Origin of the sequence: Alistipes muris (assembly GCF_943193205.1) — a bacterium.
GTDB classification, from domain to species: domain Bacteria; phylum Bacteroidota; class Bacteroidia; order Bacteroidales; family Rikenellaceae; genus Alistipes; species Alistipes muris.
The window spans coordinates 56065-71304 of the sequence record NZ_CALPDD010000010.1 but is presented as its reverse complement, the minus strand read 5'-3'; the positions used below and the strand labels follow the sequence as shown (position 1 = coordinate 71304).

Here is a 15240-nt window from a genome sequence, read left to right as displayed (position 1 = left end):
GGCCGGGGAATCTGCGTTCCTCCGCGTCCCTTTCGTCGGTCGTTTACTCGTCGTCGTCACCGCCGGGAGGCGCAAAACTCAAGTAGGGAGCCAGCCTCGCGGCTTCTCCGGGTTTGAGTCTGTTGTCTTCGTTAAATGCTTCCGGGGTGCTCCAACCTCCTTTCAACTGCCTTGTTTTGAGTATTCTCCGTAGCAGCTGCGGCGTCAGATAGGGATGCCGCTGCAACTCCGAAGCGGGCGCAAAGTTAATATGAATTTTCCGAATTCTGCAACTGTCGCAGCAAATTTGTGCCGAAATCTTTTCGTAGTTGCTCTCCGTCACGCCTTCCACTTCGGTCAGCTGTTCCGTCCGCCAGTAGCCGCCCAGGCGTTCGCGGTAGCGGACAATCCGGCCCGCGGTCTTTTCGCCGATGCCGTTTACCAGCAGCAGGGTCGCCGAATCCGCGTCGTTCAGCTCGATCGGATAGCGCGGGGCGGCCGGTTCGCGTTCGCTGAAAATGATGTAGGGTTCCAGCGCCGTCGCTACCGAATCGCTCACTGCATAGCATTTGCGCAGTTCCGCCATGTCGCAGATGGGGTGGGTGTCGCGCCACTTCACGAAGGTCCGGGCTTGTTGGCGCGTCAGCGCGCCGATGGCTTCCAGGTAGCGGGCGCTCACCGTGTCTATGCGGAATTGTTCCGGCGGCAGCGGTTCCGCCACCATCCGGCCCGGGCGGTATCCCTGCGGCGCAGTGGTGTAGCGGCGGGCTATGCGGATGTGGGGTTTCAGCACCCGGTAGAGCGAATCGTCGATTCCGTAGCATGCCGCCACGTCTTCCGGTATGCGGAATATCTTGTCATAGGAGCGGTAGCGGACCAGGCTCGCCGCTTCGGTTTGCGTCAGGCCCATTTCGCGCAGTTGTTCGTAAGTCACTGTGTTCGGGTCGAAAGGTTTCGGGCGCAGCGTGTCCCGCCGGGTTGCGTGGCGTTGGTTCGTTTCCGCTTCCCGTGCCGCGCCCGCGTCCGTTCTCGGGCGCGCAAGCAGAGCCACTCCCAGTGCCAGCAGTGCCAGCGGCAGGAATATCGCCACTCCTCGTATCTCCCTCTCCGTGAACAGCGGTTTCATTTCTCTTGGTAAATTTTCGCGTCTTCTTTACAAAATTAGTGCGTTCGCGCCGTTCTGCAAAATTTTTTCCCGGTTCGTGGTTTATTTTCGTGTCGCCGTCCCGTAGGTCGGAATCGCGCAATATAGGGCGGTTGCAGTTCTCGCTGTTCGGGCACGACCTGCTGCGGGGGACGAACGGCGGTCATAAACAGCGCTATACGCAGGGACAGCAATCGACCGAGGTGCAGCGTATCGGCTGACGCTTACTCGAACCCTACGATTTCGGGGCGGGTGGGGCGATAGCGGTATTGTTCCAGGCGGGTGGAATTCGACAGCCGGAAATATTCGCTGTCGGCAAGTCCGTTCTTGTTGAACGCAACGCCCAGCCGAATCTGTACGGTGCTGAAGATAAGCCGTTCGTTCTTGATGCGGATGCCGCCGCCGAGCGACGCGAAGAAGTCGTTCTTGAACGCGTTGGGCGAGTAGCCGATCAGCCCCAGGTCGGCGAATCCGAAAAAGGCGATGCGGAAACCCAGCGGCTGCCACGGGGTGAAGAGCACCGTTTCGGTGTTCAGCACCGCGCGGTTGGTGCCCAGAACCCGTTCCTTGAGCGCCTGTAAGCCGTTGCGGCGCGTGAAGCGGATGCTTTCGTCGTTGCCCGTGCCGCGGTTCCAGCCGTGGGTGTAGTTGAGCATCAGGAATTGGCGCAGGCGGCTGCGTCCGGCAATGAACAGGTGGGAGAACCACCGCAGGTCGATGTCGACGGCGCTGTGGTTCCATTTGCCGGTGAGGGGTTCGATGTAGCTGCCCAAGGTGAGGCCCCCCATGATGTAGCCCGCTCGCCGGAATCCGCCGGTGCGGTAACTCAGACCGAGGTAGACTTCGTCGTTGAATTCGCCCCACGAGTAGCCGCTGACGATTTCGGCCTTGTAGCCCGTCGCCAGATACTCGTCCGAGCCGAATCCGTATATCATGTTGGCCGTGAGGAATTTTTCGCGGTAGATGCCCGCTCCGAAAAGCGCCGCGTCGTGGCCGTGCAGCGACGGGTGATGGTTGGCGGTCACGTCGTTCGGGCGCAGGAGGAAACGGCGGTGGTTGTAGCGGCCCGTGAGGTATACGCTCGACGAGACCGAGGGCAGGAAGTGCGAGTAGCCGCCCCACGCATCGAAATTGCGGGCGCGTACCAGCAGCGACGTGTCCTGTTCGATCATGTACTCCTTGAACTTCAGATTGTTGTAGCTCACGCCCGCTTCGTAGTCCGTGGGCCGCAGAAATTCCTTGCACAGCTTCGCATCGAGGGTCGAGTTGTAGAATGCGCGCCCTGCGGCGAATTCCGCCGTGAAGAACGTTCCCAGCACGTTGGGAATTTCGTACTCCACTTCGTTGCCGCCGTAGGAGAAGTCGCGGCGGCTGAAGTTGGTCTTGACCTTGAGCATGTTGCCCGTGCCGAGAATGTTGGCGTCTTCGAGCGCCACCATCGTGCGGCCCTCCGAATAGGCGCCGCCGTCGACGGTGATCGTCCAGCTGTCGCGGGTGCGGATAAGCAGGTCGACACGCGTGGTGTCGAGCGTGTCGGGGCGCACGGCGATTTCTACGCCCGAGATGTAGCGGCGCGAGCGCAGCAGTTGTTTGGTGCGGACGATAAGCTGCGGGTCGAACGTGTCGCCCGATTTGAAAAGCAGGTCGCGGCGCACGACGCGTTCTTCGGTCAGGGCGTGGAGCTTGTTGCCGGTGCGCCGGAGCCAGTTGCCGTCGGAGCGGAACACCTGCTGCCGTTCGACGTGGATGTCGCCGATGGTTTTGCCTGCGTAGGCGGCCAGCGCGCGGTTTTCGTCGAGCACGCGGCCGTTTTGCGCCGTGTCGGTGCGCGGCCGCACGAAGAACCAGCCGTAAAGCAGACGTGGCACGGCGCGGCGGCTCGATTTCACGCGGATGCTGTCATAGAGGCGTTGGTTGCGCTGTTCGCTGATTTTCGACAGGCTGTCGCGCGGGATGCGGTCGGGGTGGTATGTGCCGGGCCATGCGGCTGTCGCCCGGGTGAGGGGCAGCACTGCCGCAAGCACGAACAACAAGATGCACAGCCGGCCGGACATGGGTCGAAAAATGGTATAATATTCCGCGAATATAACGATTTTTTCCTTGAAAATCGTATGCCAAGCCGCGCCGGACGGGGTTTCAAAGGCCGCCGGAGAGTTGATAGCGGGCATACCGGCGGTACCAAGAAGAGCCCGACGTAACAAAAAAAGCCGCGCAAAAGCGCGGCAAATATGGACCAGAGTTCCCGACCAAGGAATTTCCTAAGACAGGGGCCTGCGGCTCAGCGGCGGCTTTCCTTGGCCTCGATACACTCGGTGGCGTGGGGAACTTTCATCAGCCGTTCCTTGGGAATCAGTTTCCCGGTGGTCTTGCAGATGCCGTAGGTCTTGTTCTCGATGCGGACCAAGGCCATTTCGAGGTTGCGGATGAACTTCATCTGGTGGGTGGCCAGCCGTCCGTTCTCCTCCTTGGAGAGGGTGGCGGCGCCTTCTTCGAGTACCTTGTAGGTGGGCGAAGTGTCTTCCGTGTCGTTGTCGGCCGTGTGGGTGATGGTGGCGCGCAGAAGCTCGTAGTCGGCCCGTGCGTTTTCCAACTTCTTGAGGATTACCTGTTTGAACTCCTCCAATTCGGCGTCGCTGTATCTGCTTCTTTCGTCTGCCATGGCTTTTCGCGTTAGGTTTAGTGTAAAATTAAGCATTATATTCCGATAATGCAAGCATTTCGCACCGAAACTGCATCCGCCTACACTCGGGTCACGGCGATGCGCAGGGGCTGTTCGTCGATTTCGGCATCGGCGACAACGGCTCCCGCGGGTTCGGCGGCGGTGCGGACCTCCACGGCCAGCGTCTGCGAGGCGATGTATCCCGCGTGCCGGGCCACGGCGTCGGCCACCAACTCGCAGTCGGCGATTTCGACCCGGATGCGGTCGGTGACCTCGAATCCCGAATCCTTGCGGATATTCTGGATGCGGTTTATCAACTCGCGTGCCACGCCCTCGGCGCGCAGGTCGTCGGTGAGCGTGATGTCGAGCGCCACGGTCAGCTTGCCTTCGGACGCAACGAGCCACCCGGGCATGTCCTCCGACGAAATCTCGAAGTCGGCCGCGGTGACGCCGATGCGTTCGCCGCCCATGTCGAGCACCGTTTCGGGCGAGGTCTCGATGGCGGCGATCTGTTCCTGCGTGAATTCCGCGGTCATGGCGGCAATCTGTTTCATGTACTTGCCGTAGCGGGGCCCGAGGGTCTTGAAATTGGGTTTGATACGCTTGGTGATGACGCCTGCGGTGTTTTGGATAAGTTCGATTTCCTTGACGTTGACTTCGCCCATGACCAGTTCGCGGACCGCTTCGATATGGGCGGCCATGGCGGGGTCGAGGACGGGTACGACGATTTTTTGCAGCGGCTGACGCACCTTGATGGAGACCTTGCGGCGCAGTGCCAGGACCATCGACGAGAGTTGCTGGGCCAGTGCCATCGTCTCCTCCAGCTCGGCGTCGATGTCGGCGGGGCTGGCTTTGGGGAATGCCGCGAGGTGGACCGATTTGTCGCTGTGGCGGCCGCTGACAGCGTTCAGGTCGCAGAAAATCCGGTCGGCGATGAACGGTGCGAACGGTGCGGCGAGCAAGGCCACGGTTTCCAGGCAGGTGTAGAGCGTCTGGTAGGCGGCCAGTTTGTTGGCGGTCATTTCACCGCCCCAGAAACGTTTGCGGTTCAGCCGCACGTACCAGTTGGAGAGGTTCTCGCAGACGAACTCCTGGATGGCGCGTGCTGCCGGCGTCGGGTCGTAGTCCTCCAGGCAGCGGGTGACGTCGGCGACAAGCGTGTTCAGGAGCGAAATGATCCAGCGGTCGATTTCGGGCCGTTTCTCGACGGGTATCGTCTCTTCGCGGCCGGTGAAGCCGTCGACGTTGGCATAGAGGGCGAAGAACGAATAGGTGTTGTAGAGCGTGCCGAAGAACTTGCGGCGCACTTCGTCCACCCCTTCGCGGTCGAACTTGAGGTTGTCCCACGGCTGCGAGTTGGAAATCATGTACCAGCGCGTGGCGTCGGCGCCGTAGGTGTCGAGAATCTCGAATGGGTCGACGGCGTTGCCCAGTCGCTTGGACATCTTGTTGCCGTTCTTGTCGAGTACCAGCCCGTTGGAGATGATGTTCTTGAACGCAACCGAATCGAAGAGCATCGAAGCGATGGCGTGCAGCGTGAAGAACCAGCCGCGCGTCTGGTCGACTCCCTCGGCGATGAAGTCGGCGGGGTAGACCTGGCCGAATTCTTCCTTGTGCTCGAACGGGTAGTGGACCTGCGCATAGGGCATCGCGCCCGAATCGAACCACACGTCGATGAGGTCGGGTTCGCGGTACATGGGCCGTCCGTCGGGCGCGACAAGCACGATTTGGTCGACGTAGGGACGGTGGAGGTCGATGTTGGCCGTCGAATAGTTTTCGGCCGACATGTCGCCGACCTTGAAATTCTTGTAGGGGTTTTCCTGCATCAGCCCTGCGGCGATGGCCTTGTCGATTTCGGCCATCAGTTCGGCGACCGAACCGATGCACTTCAGTTCGGCGTGGTCCTCCGTGGCCCATACGGGCAGCGGCGTGCCCCAGAAGCGCGAGCGCGACAGGTTCCAGTCGACCAGCCCTTCGAGCCACTTGCCGAAACGCCCCGACCCGGTGGATTCGGGACGCCAGCGGATGGTCTTGTTCAGTTCGATCATCCGGTCGCGCAGGGCCGTGGTGCGGATGAACCACGAGTCGAGCGGGTAGTAAAGCACGGGTTTGTCGGTACGCCAGCAGTGGGGGTAGGAGTGGGTGTGCTTCTCGATTTTGAAGACCTTGTTTTCGGCCTTGAGCATGACGGAAAGGTCGATGTCGAGGGTCGAATCGGCGTCGGTGAGTTTGTCGTCGTAAGCGTTCTTGACATAGCGGCCGGCATATTCGGCGTAGTGCTTCCGGTCGATGTGCGTGCGGACGAATTCGGGGTCGAGGTCTTCGAGGAGGAAGAAGCGGCCCTGCCTGTCGACCATCGGCTGGTTCTTGCCGGCCTTGTCGACCATGAACAGCGGCGGAATGTCAGCGGCGCGGGCCACGCGTGCGTCGTCGGCACCGAACGTGGGGGCGATGTGTACGATGCCCGTACCGTCGGAGGTGGTGACGTAGTCGCCCGCGATGACGCGGAACGCATCGCCGTCGGGGCGGACCCACGGAATCAGCTGTTCGTAGCGGATGCCGACGAGTTCGTCGCCGCGCCAGCTCTGTCCGGTGACTTCGTAGGTGCCCTCCATCTTCTTGGTGAAGTAGGCGGGGACGAGGTCGCGGGCGAGAATGACGGCTTGCTGCGTCTCGGTATAGGGGTTGGTGCACAGCACCTTGACGTATTCGACCGACGGACCGACGGCAAGCGCGGTGTTGGAGGGCAGGGTCCACGGAGTGGTGGTCCAGGCCAGGAAGTAGAGCGGGCAGTCGTCGTTGCCGAAGAGTTTTTCGCTCAGCTTGTCGCGGACGACGGCGAACTGGGCCGTGCAGGTCGTGTCCTTGACGTCGCGGTAGCACCCGGGCTGGTTCAGTTCGTGGGTCGAAAGCCCGGTGCCTGCTGCGGGCGAATAGGGCTGAATGGTGTAGCCCTTGTAAAGCAGCCCTTTGTCGAACAGCTGTTTGAGAAGCCACCAAAGGGTTTCGATGTACTTGTTGTCGTAGGTGATGTAGGGGTGGTCCATGTTGACCCAGTAGCCCATCTTGCGGGTGAGGTTCTCCCACACGCCCGTGAACTCCATGACGGCTTCGCGGCAAGTGCGGTTGTATTCCTCGATGGAAATCTTGCGCCCGATGTCTTCCTTGGTGATGCCTAATTTCTTCTCGACGCCCAGTTCGACGGGAAGTCCGTGGGTGTCCCACCCGGCCTTGCGGTGGACGAGGTAGCCCTGCTGCGTCTTGTAGCGGCAGAATACGTCCTTGATCGTGCGGGCCATGACGTGGTGGATGCCCGGCAGGCCGTTGGCCGACGGGGGACCTTCGTAGAAGACGAACGTAGGATGCCCCTCGCGCGTGGAGATGCTTTTGTGGAATGTGTCGCGGGCGTCCCATTCGCCCAGGACCTCGGCGGCCAGCCCTGCCAGGTCGAGACCCTTGTACTCCTTGAACTTCATATCGCGTGTTGCTGTTTTGCTCGAAAATGCAAAGATAGGAAAAGGAATTCAGAATTCACAATGCACAATTCACAATTTCTTGTCGGAGCGGGCGATAGATTCGCGTTCTTTTCGGATGACAAACGTTTCGCAAGCATCGCAAAAGTCGGTACAAAAAAAAGGAGAGCATGACCCTCCTTGAATAATTGTGAATTCTGAATTGTGCATTGTGAATTTACTCGAACGACTGCATTTCGATAAGTTTCGCGTAGATGCCGCCTTTGGCCATCAGTTCGGCATGGGTGCCTTGTTCGGCGACACGCCCGTGGTCGATGACAACGATGCGGTCGGCGTTGTGGATAGTCGAAAGCCGATGGGCGATGACGATGGAGGTGCGCCCGACGAGCAGTTTGTTGAGGGCTTCCTGCACGAGCTTTTCGCTCTCGGTGTCGAGGGCCGAAGTCGCTTCGTCGAGGATAAGAATATCGGGGTTCTTCAGCACGGCGCGGGCGATGGAGAGCCGCTGGCGCTGTCCGCCGGAGAGTTTGGCGCCGCGGTCGCCGATGTTGGTCGCGTAGCCCTCGGGGGCTTCGAGGATGAAGTCGTCGGCGTTGGCGATGCGGGCCGCTTCGACGATTTCTTCGTGCGTGGCGCCGGGGCGTCCCATGGCGATGTTGCCCTCGATGGTGTCGTTGAACAGGACCGTGTCCTGCGAGACGACGCTCATGTGGGCGCGGAGGCTCTCCTGCGAGTAGTCGCGCAGCGATACGCCGTCGATCAGCACGTCGCCTGCCGTGGGGTCGTAGAAGCGGGGAATCAGTTCGCTGAGGGTCGATTTGCCGCCGCCCGAGGGACCCACCAGCGCGACGGTCTCGCCGCGCCGGATCTCGAACGACACGCCGTCGATGACCTCGCGGCTGCCGTCGTAGGAGAAATGGGTGTCGCGGAATTCGATTTTCTCTTTCAGACCGTTGAGCGTGAGGGCTTCGGGTTTGTCTTCGATTTCGCTGCGGGTGTCGATGATGGAGAATATGCGTTCGCCCGCGGCGATGCCTTGGTTGATGTTGGCGAACTGGTCGATGAAGGTGCGGACCGGACGCGTAATCTGCGAGAACATGGCGATGAAGGCGATGAATCCGCCGGGGTTGAGCGCCCCCCGCACGACGAGTGCGCCGCCGAACACAAGCATGATGCCGACGGCCGTGATGCCGAGAAATTCGCTCATGGGCGAAGCCAGCTGCTGGCGCCGGGCCATCGACAGCGTGATGCGCGAGAGGTCGGCATTGAGTTCGTAGAACTTGCGTTTGACGTAGCCGGTGGCGTTGTAGCTCTTGATGACCTTGATGCCTGCGAGCGATTCGTCGAGGGCCGAGACCAGTTCGCCCATGCGTTGTTGGTTCGTGAGCGCGGGGTGGCGCAGCCGCTTGACGATGCTGCCTATCAGCAGGGCGACGATGGGGAGGTAGAAAAGCGAAAAAAGCGACAGCTCCCACGAAATGCCGACCATCATGATGAGGTAGAAGATGATAAGGAACGGTTCGCGGAACGCCACCTGCAAGGTGTTGGTTATGCAGAACTGCACGACGTTGACGTCGGAGGTGATTTTGGAAATGATGTCGCCCTTGCGCTGGTCGCTGAAGTAGGCGGCGTGCATGTCGACCACGCGCGTGAACATCTCGTTGCGGATGCGTTGGAGGGTCGTGGTGCGGAGTTTCTCGACGGTCCATGCGCCCAGGTAGCGGAACAGATTGCTCAGCAGGCTCGACACGATGGCGATGGCGGCCAGCAGAATCAGCACGTTCTCGATGCGGTATTCGTTGAAAATGTGCGAATAGCCGTAGTTGAACAGGGTTTCGAGGTAGGCCGCGTCGAAGGTCAGGGGCGGCAGCTTCTCGACGGTCCGGAACGTGAAGTCGGGCCGGAACATGGTGTTGAGGATGGGTATGATGAGCAGGAACGTGCAGGAATTGAACAGCGCGTAGAGCAGCGAGTAGAAGAAGTAGGGGACGGCGTAGCGCCCGATGGGCCGGGCGAAACCCAGGAGCCGGAGGTATGTTTTGAACATGCAGACGAATGTTTAAGCCGACGCGAAGGTACGAAAAGCCAAGCGCAAAAGCAAATGCCGCGTTCGGGCCGCAATGGAGGGTCCGGCGCCGGGTACGGAATCCGTGGGATTATCGCTTCGGTTTGCTATTCGGGCAGATAGCCCGCGTCGTCGGGCAGATCGGTGCCGTTGGCGGCGGCGACGGCCAGCATGTCGCAGCGGTTGTTCTCGGCCGTCTCGGCGTGGCCCTTGACCCAGACGAAACGGACGCGGTGGCGGCGGAAGACGCGCAGGAACCGCATCCAGAGGTCGGGGTTCTTCTTGTTGGCGAACCCTTTCTTCTCCCACCCGAAGACCCAGCCTTTCGCGACGGCGTCGACCACATAGCGCGAGTCGGAGAAGACGGTGACTTCGGACCCCGGGAATTTTAGGGCTTCGAGGGCGACGCACACGGCCAGCAGTTCCATGCGGTTGTTGGTCGTGAGCCGGAACCCCTGCGACATCTCCTTGCGGTGGGGTCCCGAAATCATGACGACGCCATAGCCTCCCGGCCCGGGATTGCCGAGCGACGAGCCGTCGGTATATATTGTAATTGTCGGCACAATTCCAATCAATGAAAAATTAAGAATGAAGAATTAAAAATCGTTTCTTCGATGCGTTTGTTTCCTTTACTCGCTGCATGGGCGGAGCTTGCAGGCAGTCTCTGCTTTCGCTTAATCGCAAAATTCTTAATTTTTCATTTTTAATTCTTAATTGCCCAAGGCTTTCAGTTGTTCCTTGATAGCCGCGATCTTCGCTTCGGCGTCGGCCTGCTTGGCGCGTTCGTTGGCAACGACCTTTTCGGGCGCGGAGCTGACGAACCGTTCGTTGGAGAGCTTTTTCATCACCGACGAGAGGAATCCTTCGTAGTAGGCCAGGTCGTCGGTGAGTTTCTTGCGTTCGGCGTCGGCGTCGATCATCCCGGCCAGCGGTACGAAGTACTGCGTCGTCTTGACGATGAACGCCGCCGCGGCCGGGTCTTTCCCGGCGACGGTTTCGATGGCCGAAAGGTTGGCCATCTTCATCAGTACGGGGGCATATTCGGCCGGGTAGTTGTCGTCGGCGATGACTTGCAGCGTCAGTTGTTCTTTCTGCGGCAGGTTCTTCTGATTGCGGATGTTGCGCACGGCCGAGACGATTTCGCGGACCAGCTCGAAGCGGGCCAGCAGGGCGCTGTCGGCGGCTTCGGCTTCGGGCATCGGAGCCACGCAGATGGATTCGCCCTCGGCACGGGGCGCGAGGTCCTGCCATATCTCCTCCGTGATGAACGGCATGTAGGGGTGGAGCATCCGCATCAGGGCGTCGAAGAACCCGCGCGTCTCGTCCAGCGTGCGGCGGTCGACGGGCTGTCCGAACGCGGGCTTGACCATTTCGAGGTACTGGGCGCTGAAGTCGTCCCAGAAAAGGCGGTAAACCGTGGTGCAGGCTTCCGAAATGCGGTACGAGCGGAAGTCGTCGGCCACTTCGCGGAGCGTGCGGCCGAGCACTTGCCGGAACCATTGGGCGGCAAGGCGGTTGTTCTCGCTCTGCGGGGCAGTTTCGTCGGCCGTCCAGCCGTTGACCAGGCGGTAGGCGTTCCATATCTTGTTGCCGAAGTTGCGGCCCTGTTCGCAGAGCGCTTCGTCGAACATCACGTCGTTGCCCGCCGACGAGGACATCAGCATCGCCAGCCGCACGCCGTCGGCGCCGTACTTGTCGATCAGGTCGAGCGGGTCGGGCGAGTTGCCCAGCTGTTTGGACATCTTGCGGCCGATTTTGTCGCGCACGATGCCTGTGAAGTAGACGTTGGCGAACGGTTTGTCGCCGCGGTATTCGTAGCCCGCCATAATCATGCGGGCCACCCAGAAGAAGATGATGTCGGGGCCCGTCACCAGGTCATTGGTGGGGTAGTAATAGTTGATTTCGGCGTTGTCGGGGTTGCGGATGCCGTCGAACACCGAAATGGGCCACAGCCACGACGAGAACCACGTGTCCAGCACGTCGTCGTCCTGCCGCAGGTCGCTGAGTTGCAGCGATGCGTCGCCCGATTTGGCGCGCGCCTTTTCGAGCGCTTCTTCGGGCGTGAGCGCCACGACGAAACCGCCCTTGGGCAGGTAGTAGGCCGGGATGCGCTGGCCCCACCACAGCTGGCGCGAGATGCACCAGTCCTTGATGTTCTCCATCCAGTGGCGGTAGGTGTTCTTGTATTTCTCGGGTACGAAGCGGATAGCGTCCTCCAAAACGGCTTTGGTGGCGGGTTTCGCCAGTTCGGACATCGAGAGGAACCACTGCATCGAGAGCTTGGGTTCGATGGCCACGCCCGTGCGTTCGGAGTATCCTACGTTGTTGGTGTAGTCTTCGGTCTTTTCAAGCAGGCCCGCCGCGGCGAGGTCGCCCTCGATTTTGCGACGCACGTCGAAACGCTCCTCGCCGACGTACATGCCCACCTTGTCGTTGATGGTGCCGTCGTCGTTGAAGATGTCGATGGTTTCCAGTCCGTATTTTTCGCCGAGCATGTAGTCGTTGACGTCGTGGGCCGGGGTGACTTTCAGCGCGCCCGTGCCGAATTCGATGTCGACGTAGGTGTCGCGGATGACGGGAATCGAGCGGCCTACGAGCGGGACAACGACCCTCGCGTCGGCCGGCAGCCATGCGTAGCGCTTGTCGTCGGGGTTGACGCATAGGGCCGTGTCGCCCAGAATGGTCTCGGGACGCGTCGTGGCCACGATGATATGCTTGTCCGTACCCTCCACTTTATAGCGCAGGTAGTAGAGCTTGCCGTGCGATTCCTTGAAAACCACCTCTTCGTCCGAAAGGGCCGTCTTGGCCGAGGGGTCCCAGTTGACCATGCGTACGCCGCGGTAAATCTTGCCTTTTTCGTAGAGGTCGCAGAAGACCCGCAGGACGCTCTCGGTGCGGGCGTCGTCCATCGTGAAGCAGGTGCGTTCCCAGTCGCACGAGGCGCCTAACTTGCGCAGCTGCTTGAGGATGACACCGCCGTACTTTTCTTTCCACTCCCAGGCGTGCTTGAGGAATTCCTCGCGCGTGAGCGACGATTTCTCGATCCCCTGCTCGTGGAGCATGGCTACGACCTTGGCTTCGGTGGCAATCGACGCGTGGTCCATGCCCGGCACCCAGCAGGCGTTCTTGCCCAACATGCGCGCGCGACGGACCAGCACATCCTGCAGTGTGTTGTTGAGCATGTGGCCCATGTGGAGCATGCCCGTGACGTTGGGCGGGGGGATGACAATCGTATAGGGTTCGCGGGCATCGGGCTCCGAGTGGAATAGCCGGCGGGCGGTCCAGTAGTCGTACCATTTGGCCTCGATTTGCTGCGGGGCGTATTTGTCTGCGATTTGCATGATGCGGATATTTGACAGTGTTATCGGGAAGCGCAAAGTTATTAAGAATCCGTTAAAATGAAATAAATATTCGTAAAAAATCGTTACCTTTGCACCGATATACACATACGAAACAACGGAATCATGGACGAAAAAGATAAGAACCTGACGGGCGAGGCGGACGATGCCGGCCTCTTTCCCGAAATTTTCGACGGCAAGCACAAGGTCATCCCCATTGTGACAGGCGGCGACGAGCCGCAGGAGGAAACCGAAGTTCCGGAGGTCATTCCGATTCTGACGCTGCGTTCGTCGGTGCTCTTTCCGGGGGCCATCACGCCCATTACGGTGGGCCGCGACAAGAGCATATCGCTCGTGCGGGCGGTCAACGCCGAGGGCGGTATCCTGGGCGCCGTGCTCCAGCGCGAGAGCGAGGTGGAGGACCCTTCGCCCTCGGACATGTACAAGGTCGGTACGGCGGCGCGCATCATCAAGATACTCGAGATGCCCAACGGCAATCTGACCGTGATACTGAACGGGTTGGAGAAGATCGAAATCTGCGAGTACGTGGCCACCGAGCCTTATTTCAAGGCCCGGGTGACGGCCCTGCGCGACACTCCGCCCGACATGACGACCATCGAGTTCGAGGCGTTGGTCGATTCGATTCGCGACGTGGCGCTCAACATCATCAACGTCTCGCCGACGATGCCCAAGGAGGCGGCGTTCGCCATCAAGAACATCGACTCGCGCCGCGGCATCATCAACTTCATCTGCTCCAACATGGAGCTCACGGACGAAGACCGCCAGTCGTTGCTCGAAGCTCCCGGCCTGTTGGCCCGGGCCCGCAAGCTGCTCGAAATCCTCATCCGCGAGCAGCAGCTCGTCGACCTGAAGAACCAGATTCAGGAGCGTGTGAAGCAGGAGATCGACAAGCAGCAGCGCGACTATTATCTCCAGCAGCAGATGCGCACCATCCAGGACGAGCTGGGCGACGGTTCGGACGCCGATGTGGACAAGATGCGCGAAACGGCCAAGAAGAAGAACTGGCCCCGCGAAGTGGCCGAGACTTTCGAGAAAGAGTTGCAGAAAATCGAGCGGCTGAGCCCCTCGGTCGCCGAATACTCGGTCCAGATGAATTATCTGCAGCTGTTGCTGGAGCTGCCGTGGAACACCCTCACCTCCGACAACCTCGACATGCGGTGCGCCCGCGAGCAGCTCGACCACGACCATTTCGGGCTCGACGAAGTCAAGGAGCGCATCCTGGAACACTTGGCCGTCATCAAGCTCAAGGGCGACCTCAAGTCGCCGATACTCTGTCTGTACGGCCCTCCGGGTGTGGGCAAGACCTCGTTGGGCAAGTCGGTGGCCGCCGCCTTGGACCGCAAGTTCGGCCGCATTTCGCTGGGAGGTCTGCACGACGAGTCGGAAATCCGCGGACACCGCCGCACCTACATCGGCGCGATGCCGGGCCGGATTATCCAGACCATCCGTCGTTGCGGTTCGTCGAATCCCGTCATTATCCTCGACGAGGTCGACAAGGTGACGGCCTCGAACCACGGCGACCCGTCGAGCGCCTTGCTGGAAGTGCTCGACCCCGAGCAGAACACCACGTTCCATGACAACTACCTCGACATGGAGTACGACCTCTCGAAAGTGTTGTTCATCGCCACGGCCAACAACATCGCCAACATCGCCCCGGCGCTGCGCGACCGCATGGAGATGATCAACATCCCGGGCTATCTGCCCGAGGAGAAGGTCCGCATCGCGCTCGAACACCTGCTGCCCAAGCAGTGCGAAGCGCACGGAATCCGCGAGCAGGAGTTGATACTGAGCCCCGAGCTGGTGGAGAAAATCATCACGGGCTACACGCGCGAAGCGGGCGTCCGCACGCTCGACAAACAACTGGCCAAGATTGCCCGCGCGCGGGCCAAGCAGATTGCTTTCGAGGAGGCGTTCGCACCTCAGCTCACGGAAGCCGATGTCGAGAAGATGCTGGGCATCCCGAAGTTCCTGCGCGAGGAGTACGACGTCAGCGGGCTGACGGGCGTGGTGACAGGACTGGCGTGGACCGAAGTGGGCGGCGACATCCTCTACATCGAGTCGTGCCTGACGCCCGGCAAGGGCAAGGTGAGCCTGACGGGCAACCTGGGCGACGTGATGAAGGAATCGGCGACCATCGCCCACGAGTGGGTCATGGCCCATTATAAGGAGCTGGGCATCGACCCGGCCGTCTTCGAGAAGAACGACATCAACATCCACGTGCCCGAGGGTGCCATCCCCAAGGACGGACCTTCGGCGGGTATCACGATGGTCACCTCCATCGTCTCGACCTACACGGGCCGCAAGGTCCGCGAGCGGGTGGCGATGACGGGCGAGACGACGCTCCGCGGTCGGGTAATGCCCGTGGGCGGTATCAAGGAGAAGATTCTGGCCGCCAAGCGCGCCGGTATCGAAACGCTGATTCTCTCGGAGGAAAACCGCAAGGAAATCGCCGACATCAAGCCCGAGTACATCGAGGGGCTGACGTTCCACTATGTCCGCAGCAACGACGAGGTGCTGGACCTGGCGCTGGAACCAAGGTGAAAAGTGAAAGGTGAAAGGCA

Annotated in this window: 8 protein-coding genes; 1 reads left to right on the top strand and 7 read right to left on the bottom strand. The window is 60.5% G+C overall.

All coding sequences use genetic code 11. The features are described from left to right. Window positions 1-43: 43 nt before the first annotated feature. The 7 genes from NFR47_RS06860 to NFR47_RS06830 all read right to left on the bottom strand — a co-directional run bounded on the left by NFR47_RS06860 (window position 44) and on the right by NFR47_RS06830 (window position 12661). On the bottom strand, window positions 44-1105 hold the full coding sequence (locus tag NFR47_RS06860) for a ComEA family DNA-binding protein (RefSeq protein WP_251214831.1): 1062 nt from the start codon (window positions 1103-1105) through the stop codon (window positions 44-46). A gap of 242 nt (window positions 1106-1347) precedes the next feature. Next, entirely contained in the window at window positions 1348-3177 is a 1830-nt protein-coding gene (locus tag NFR47_RS06855) for a BamA/TamA family outer membrane protein (RefSeq protein ID WP_251214830.1), read from the bottom strand. A gap of 224 nt (window positions 3178-3401) precedes the next feature. Then, on the bottom strand, window positions 3402-3782 hold the full coding sequence (locus NFR47_RS06850) for a TraR/DksA family transcriptional regulator (RefSeq protein WP_251214829.1): 381 nt from the start codon (window positions 3780-3782) through the stop codon (window positions 3402-3404). Window positions 3783-3862: 80 nt separating this feature from the next. Beyond that, on the bottom strand, window positions 3863-7258 hold the full coding sequence (gene ileS / locus NFR47_RS06845; protein ID WP_251214828.1) for an isoleucine--tRNA ligase: 3396 nt from the start codon (window positions 7256-7258) through the stop codon (window positions 3863-3865). 214 nt (window positions 7259-7472) lie between these two features. Continuing rightward, window positions 7473-9302, bottom strand: coding sequence for an ABC transporter ATP-binding protein (locus NFR47_RS06840; RefSeq protein WP_251214827.1), 1830 nt, complete (start codon window positions 9300-9302; stop codon window positions 7473-7475). Window positions 9303-9427: 125 nt separating this feature from the next. Further along, window positions 9428-9883 (bottom strand): ribonuclease HI, encoded by a 456-nt coding sequence (gene rnhA, locus NFR47_RS06835; RefSeq protein ID WP_251214826.1) that lies wholly within the window; start codon window positions 9881-9883, stop codon window positions 9428-9430. Between the two features lie 147 nt (window positions 9884-10030). Beyond that, window positions 10031-12661, bottom strand: coding sequence for a valine--tRNA ligase (locus NFR47_RS06830; RefSeq protein WP_251214825.1), 2631 nt, complete (start codon window positions 12659-12661; stop codon window positions 10031-10033). A gap of 123 nt (window positions 12662-12784) precedes the next feature. Between NFR47_RS06830 and lon the strand changes: the two genes are divergently transcribed. Further along, a complete protein-coding gene (gene lon / locus NFR47_RS06825; RefSeq protein ID WP_251214824.1) occupies window positions 12785-15220 on the top strand; it encodes an endopeptidase La in 2436 nt (811 codons plus the stop codon). Window positions 15221-15240: the final 20 nt, after the last annotated feature.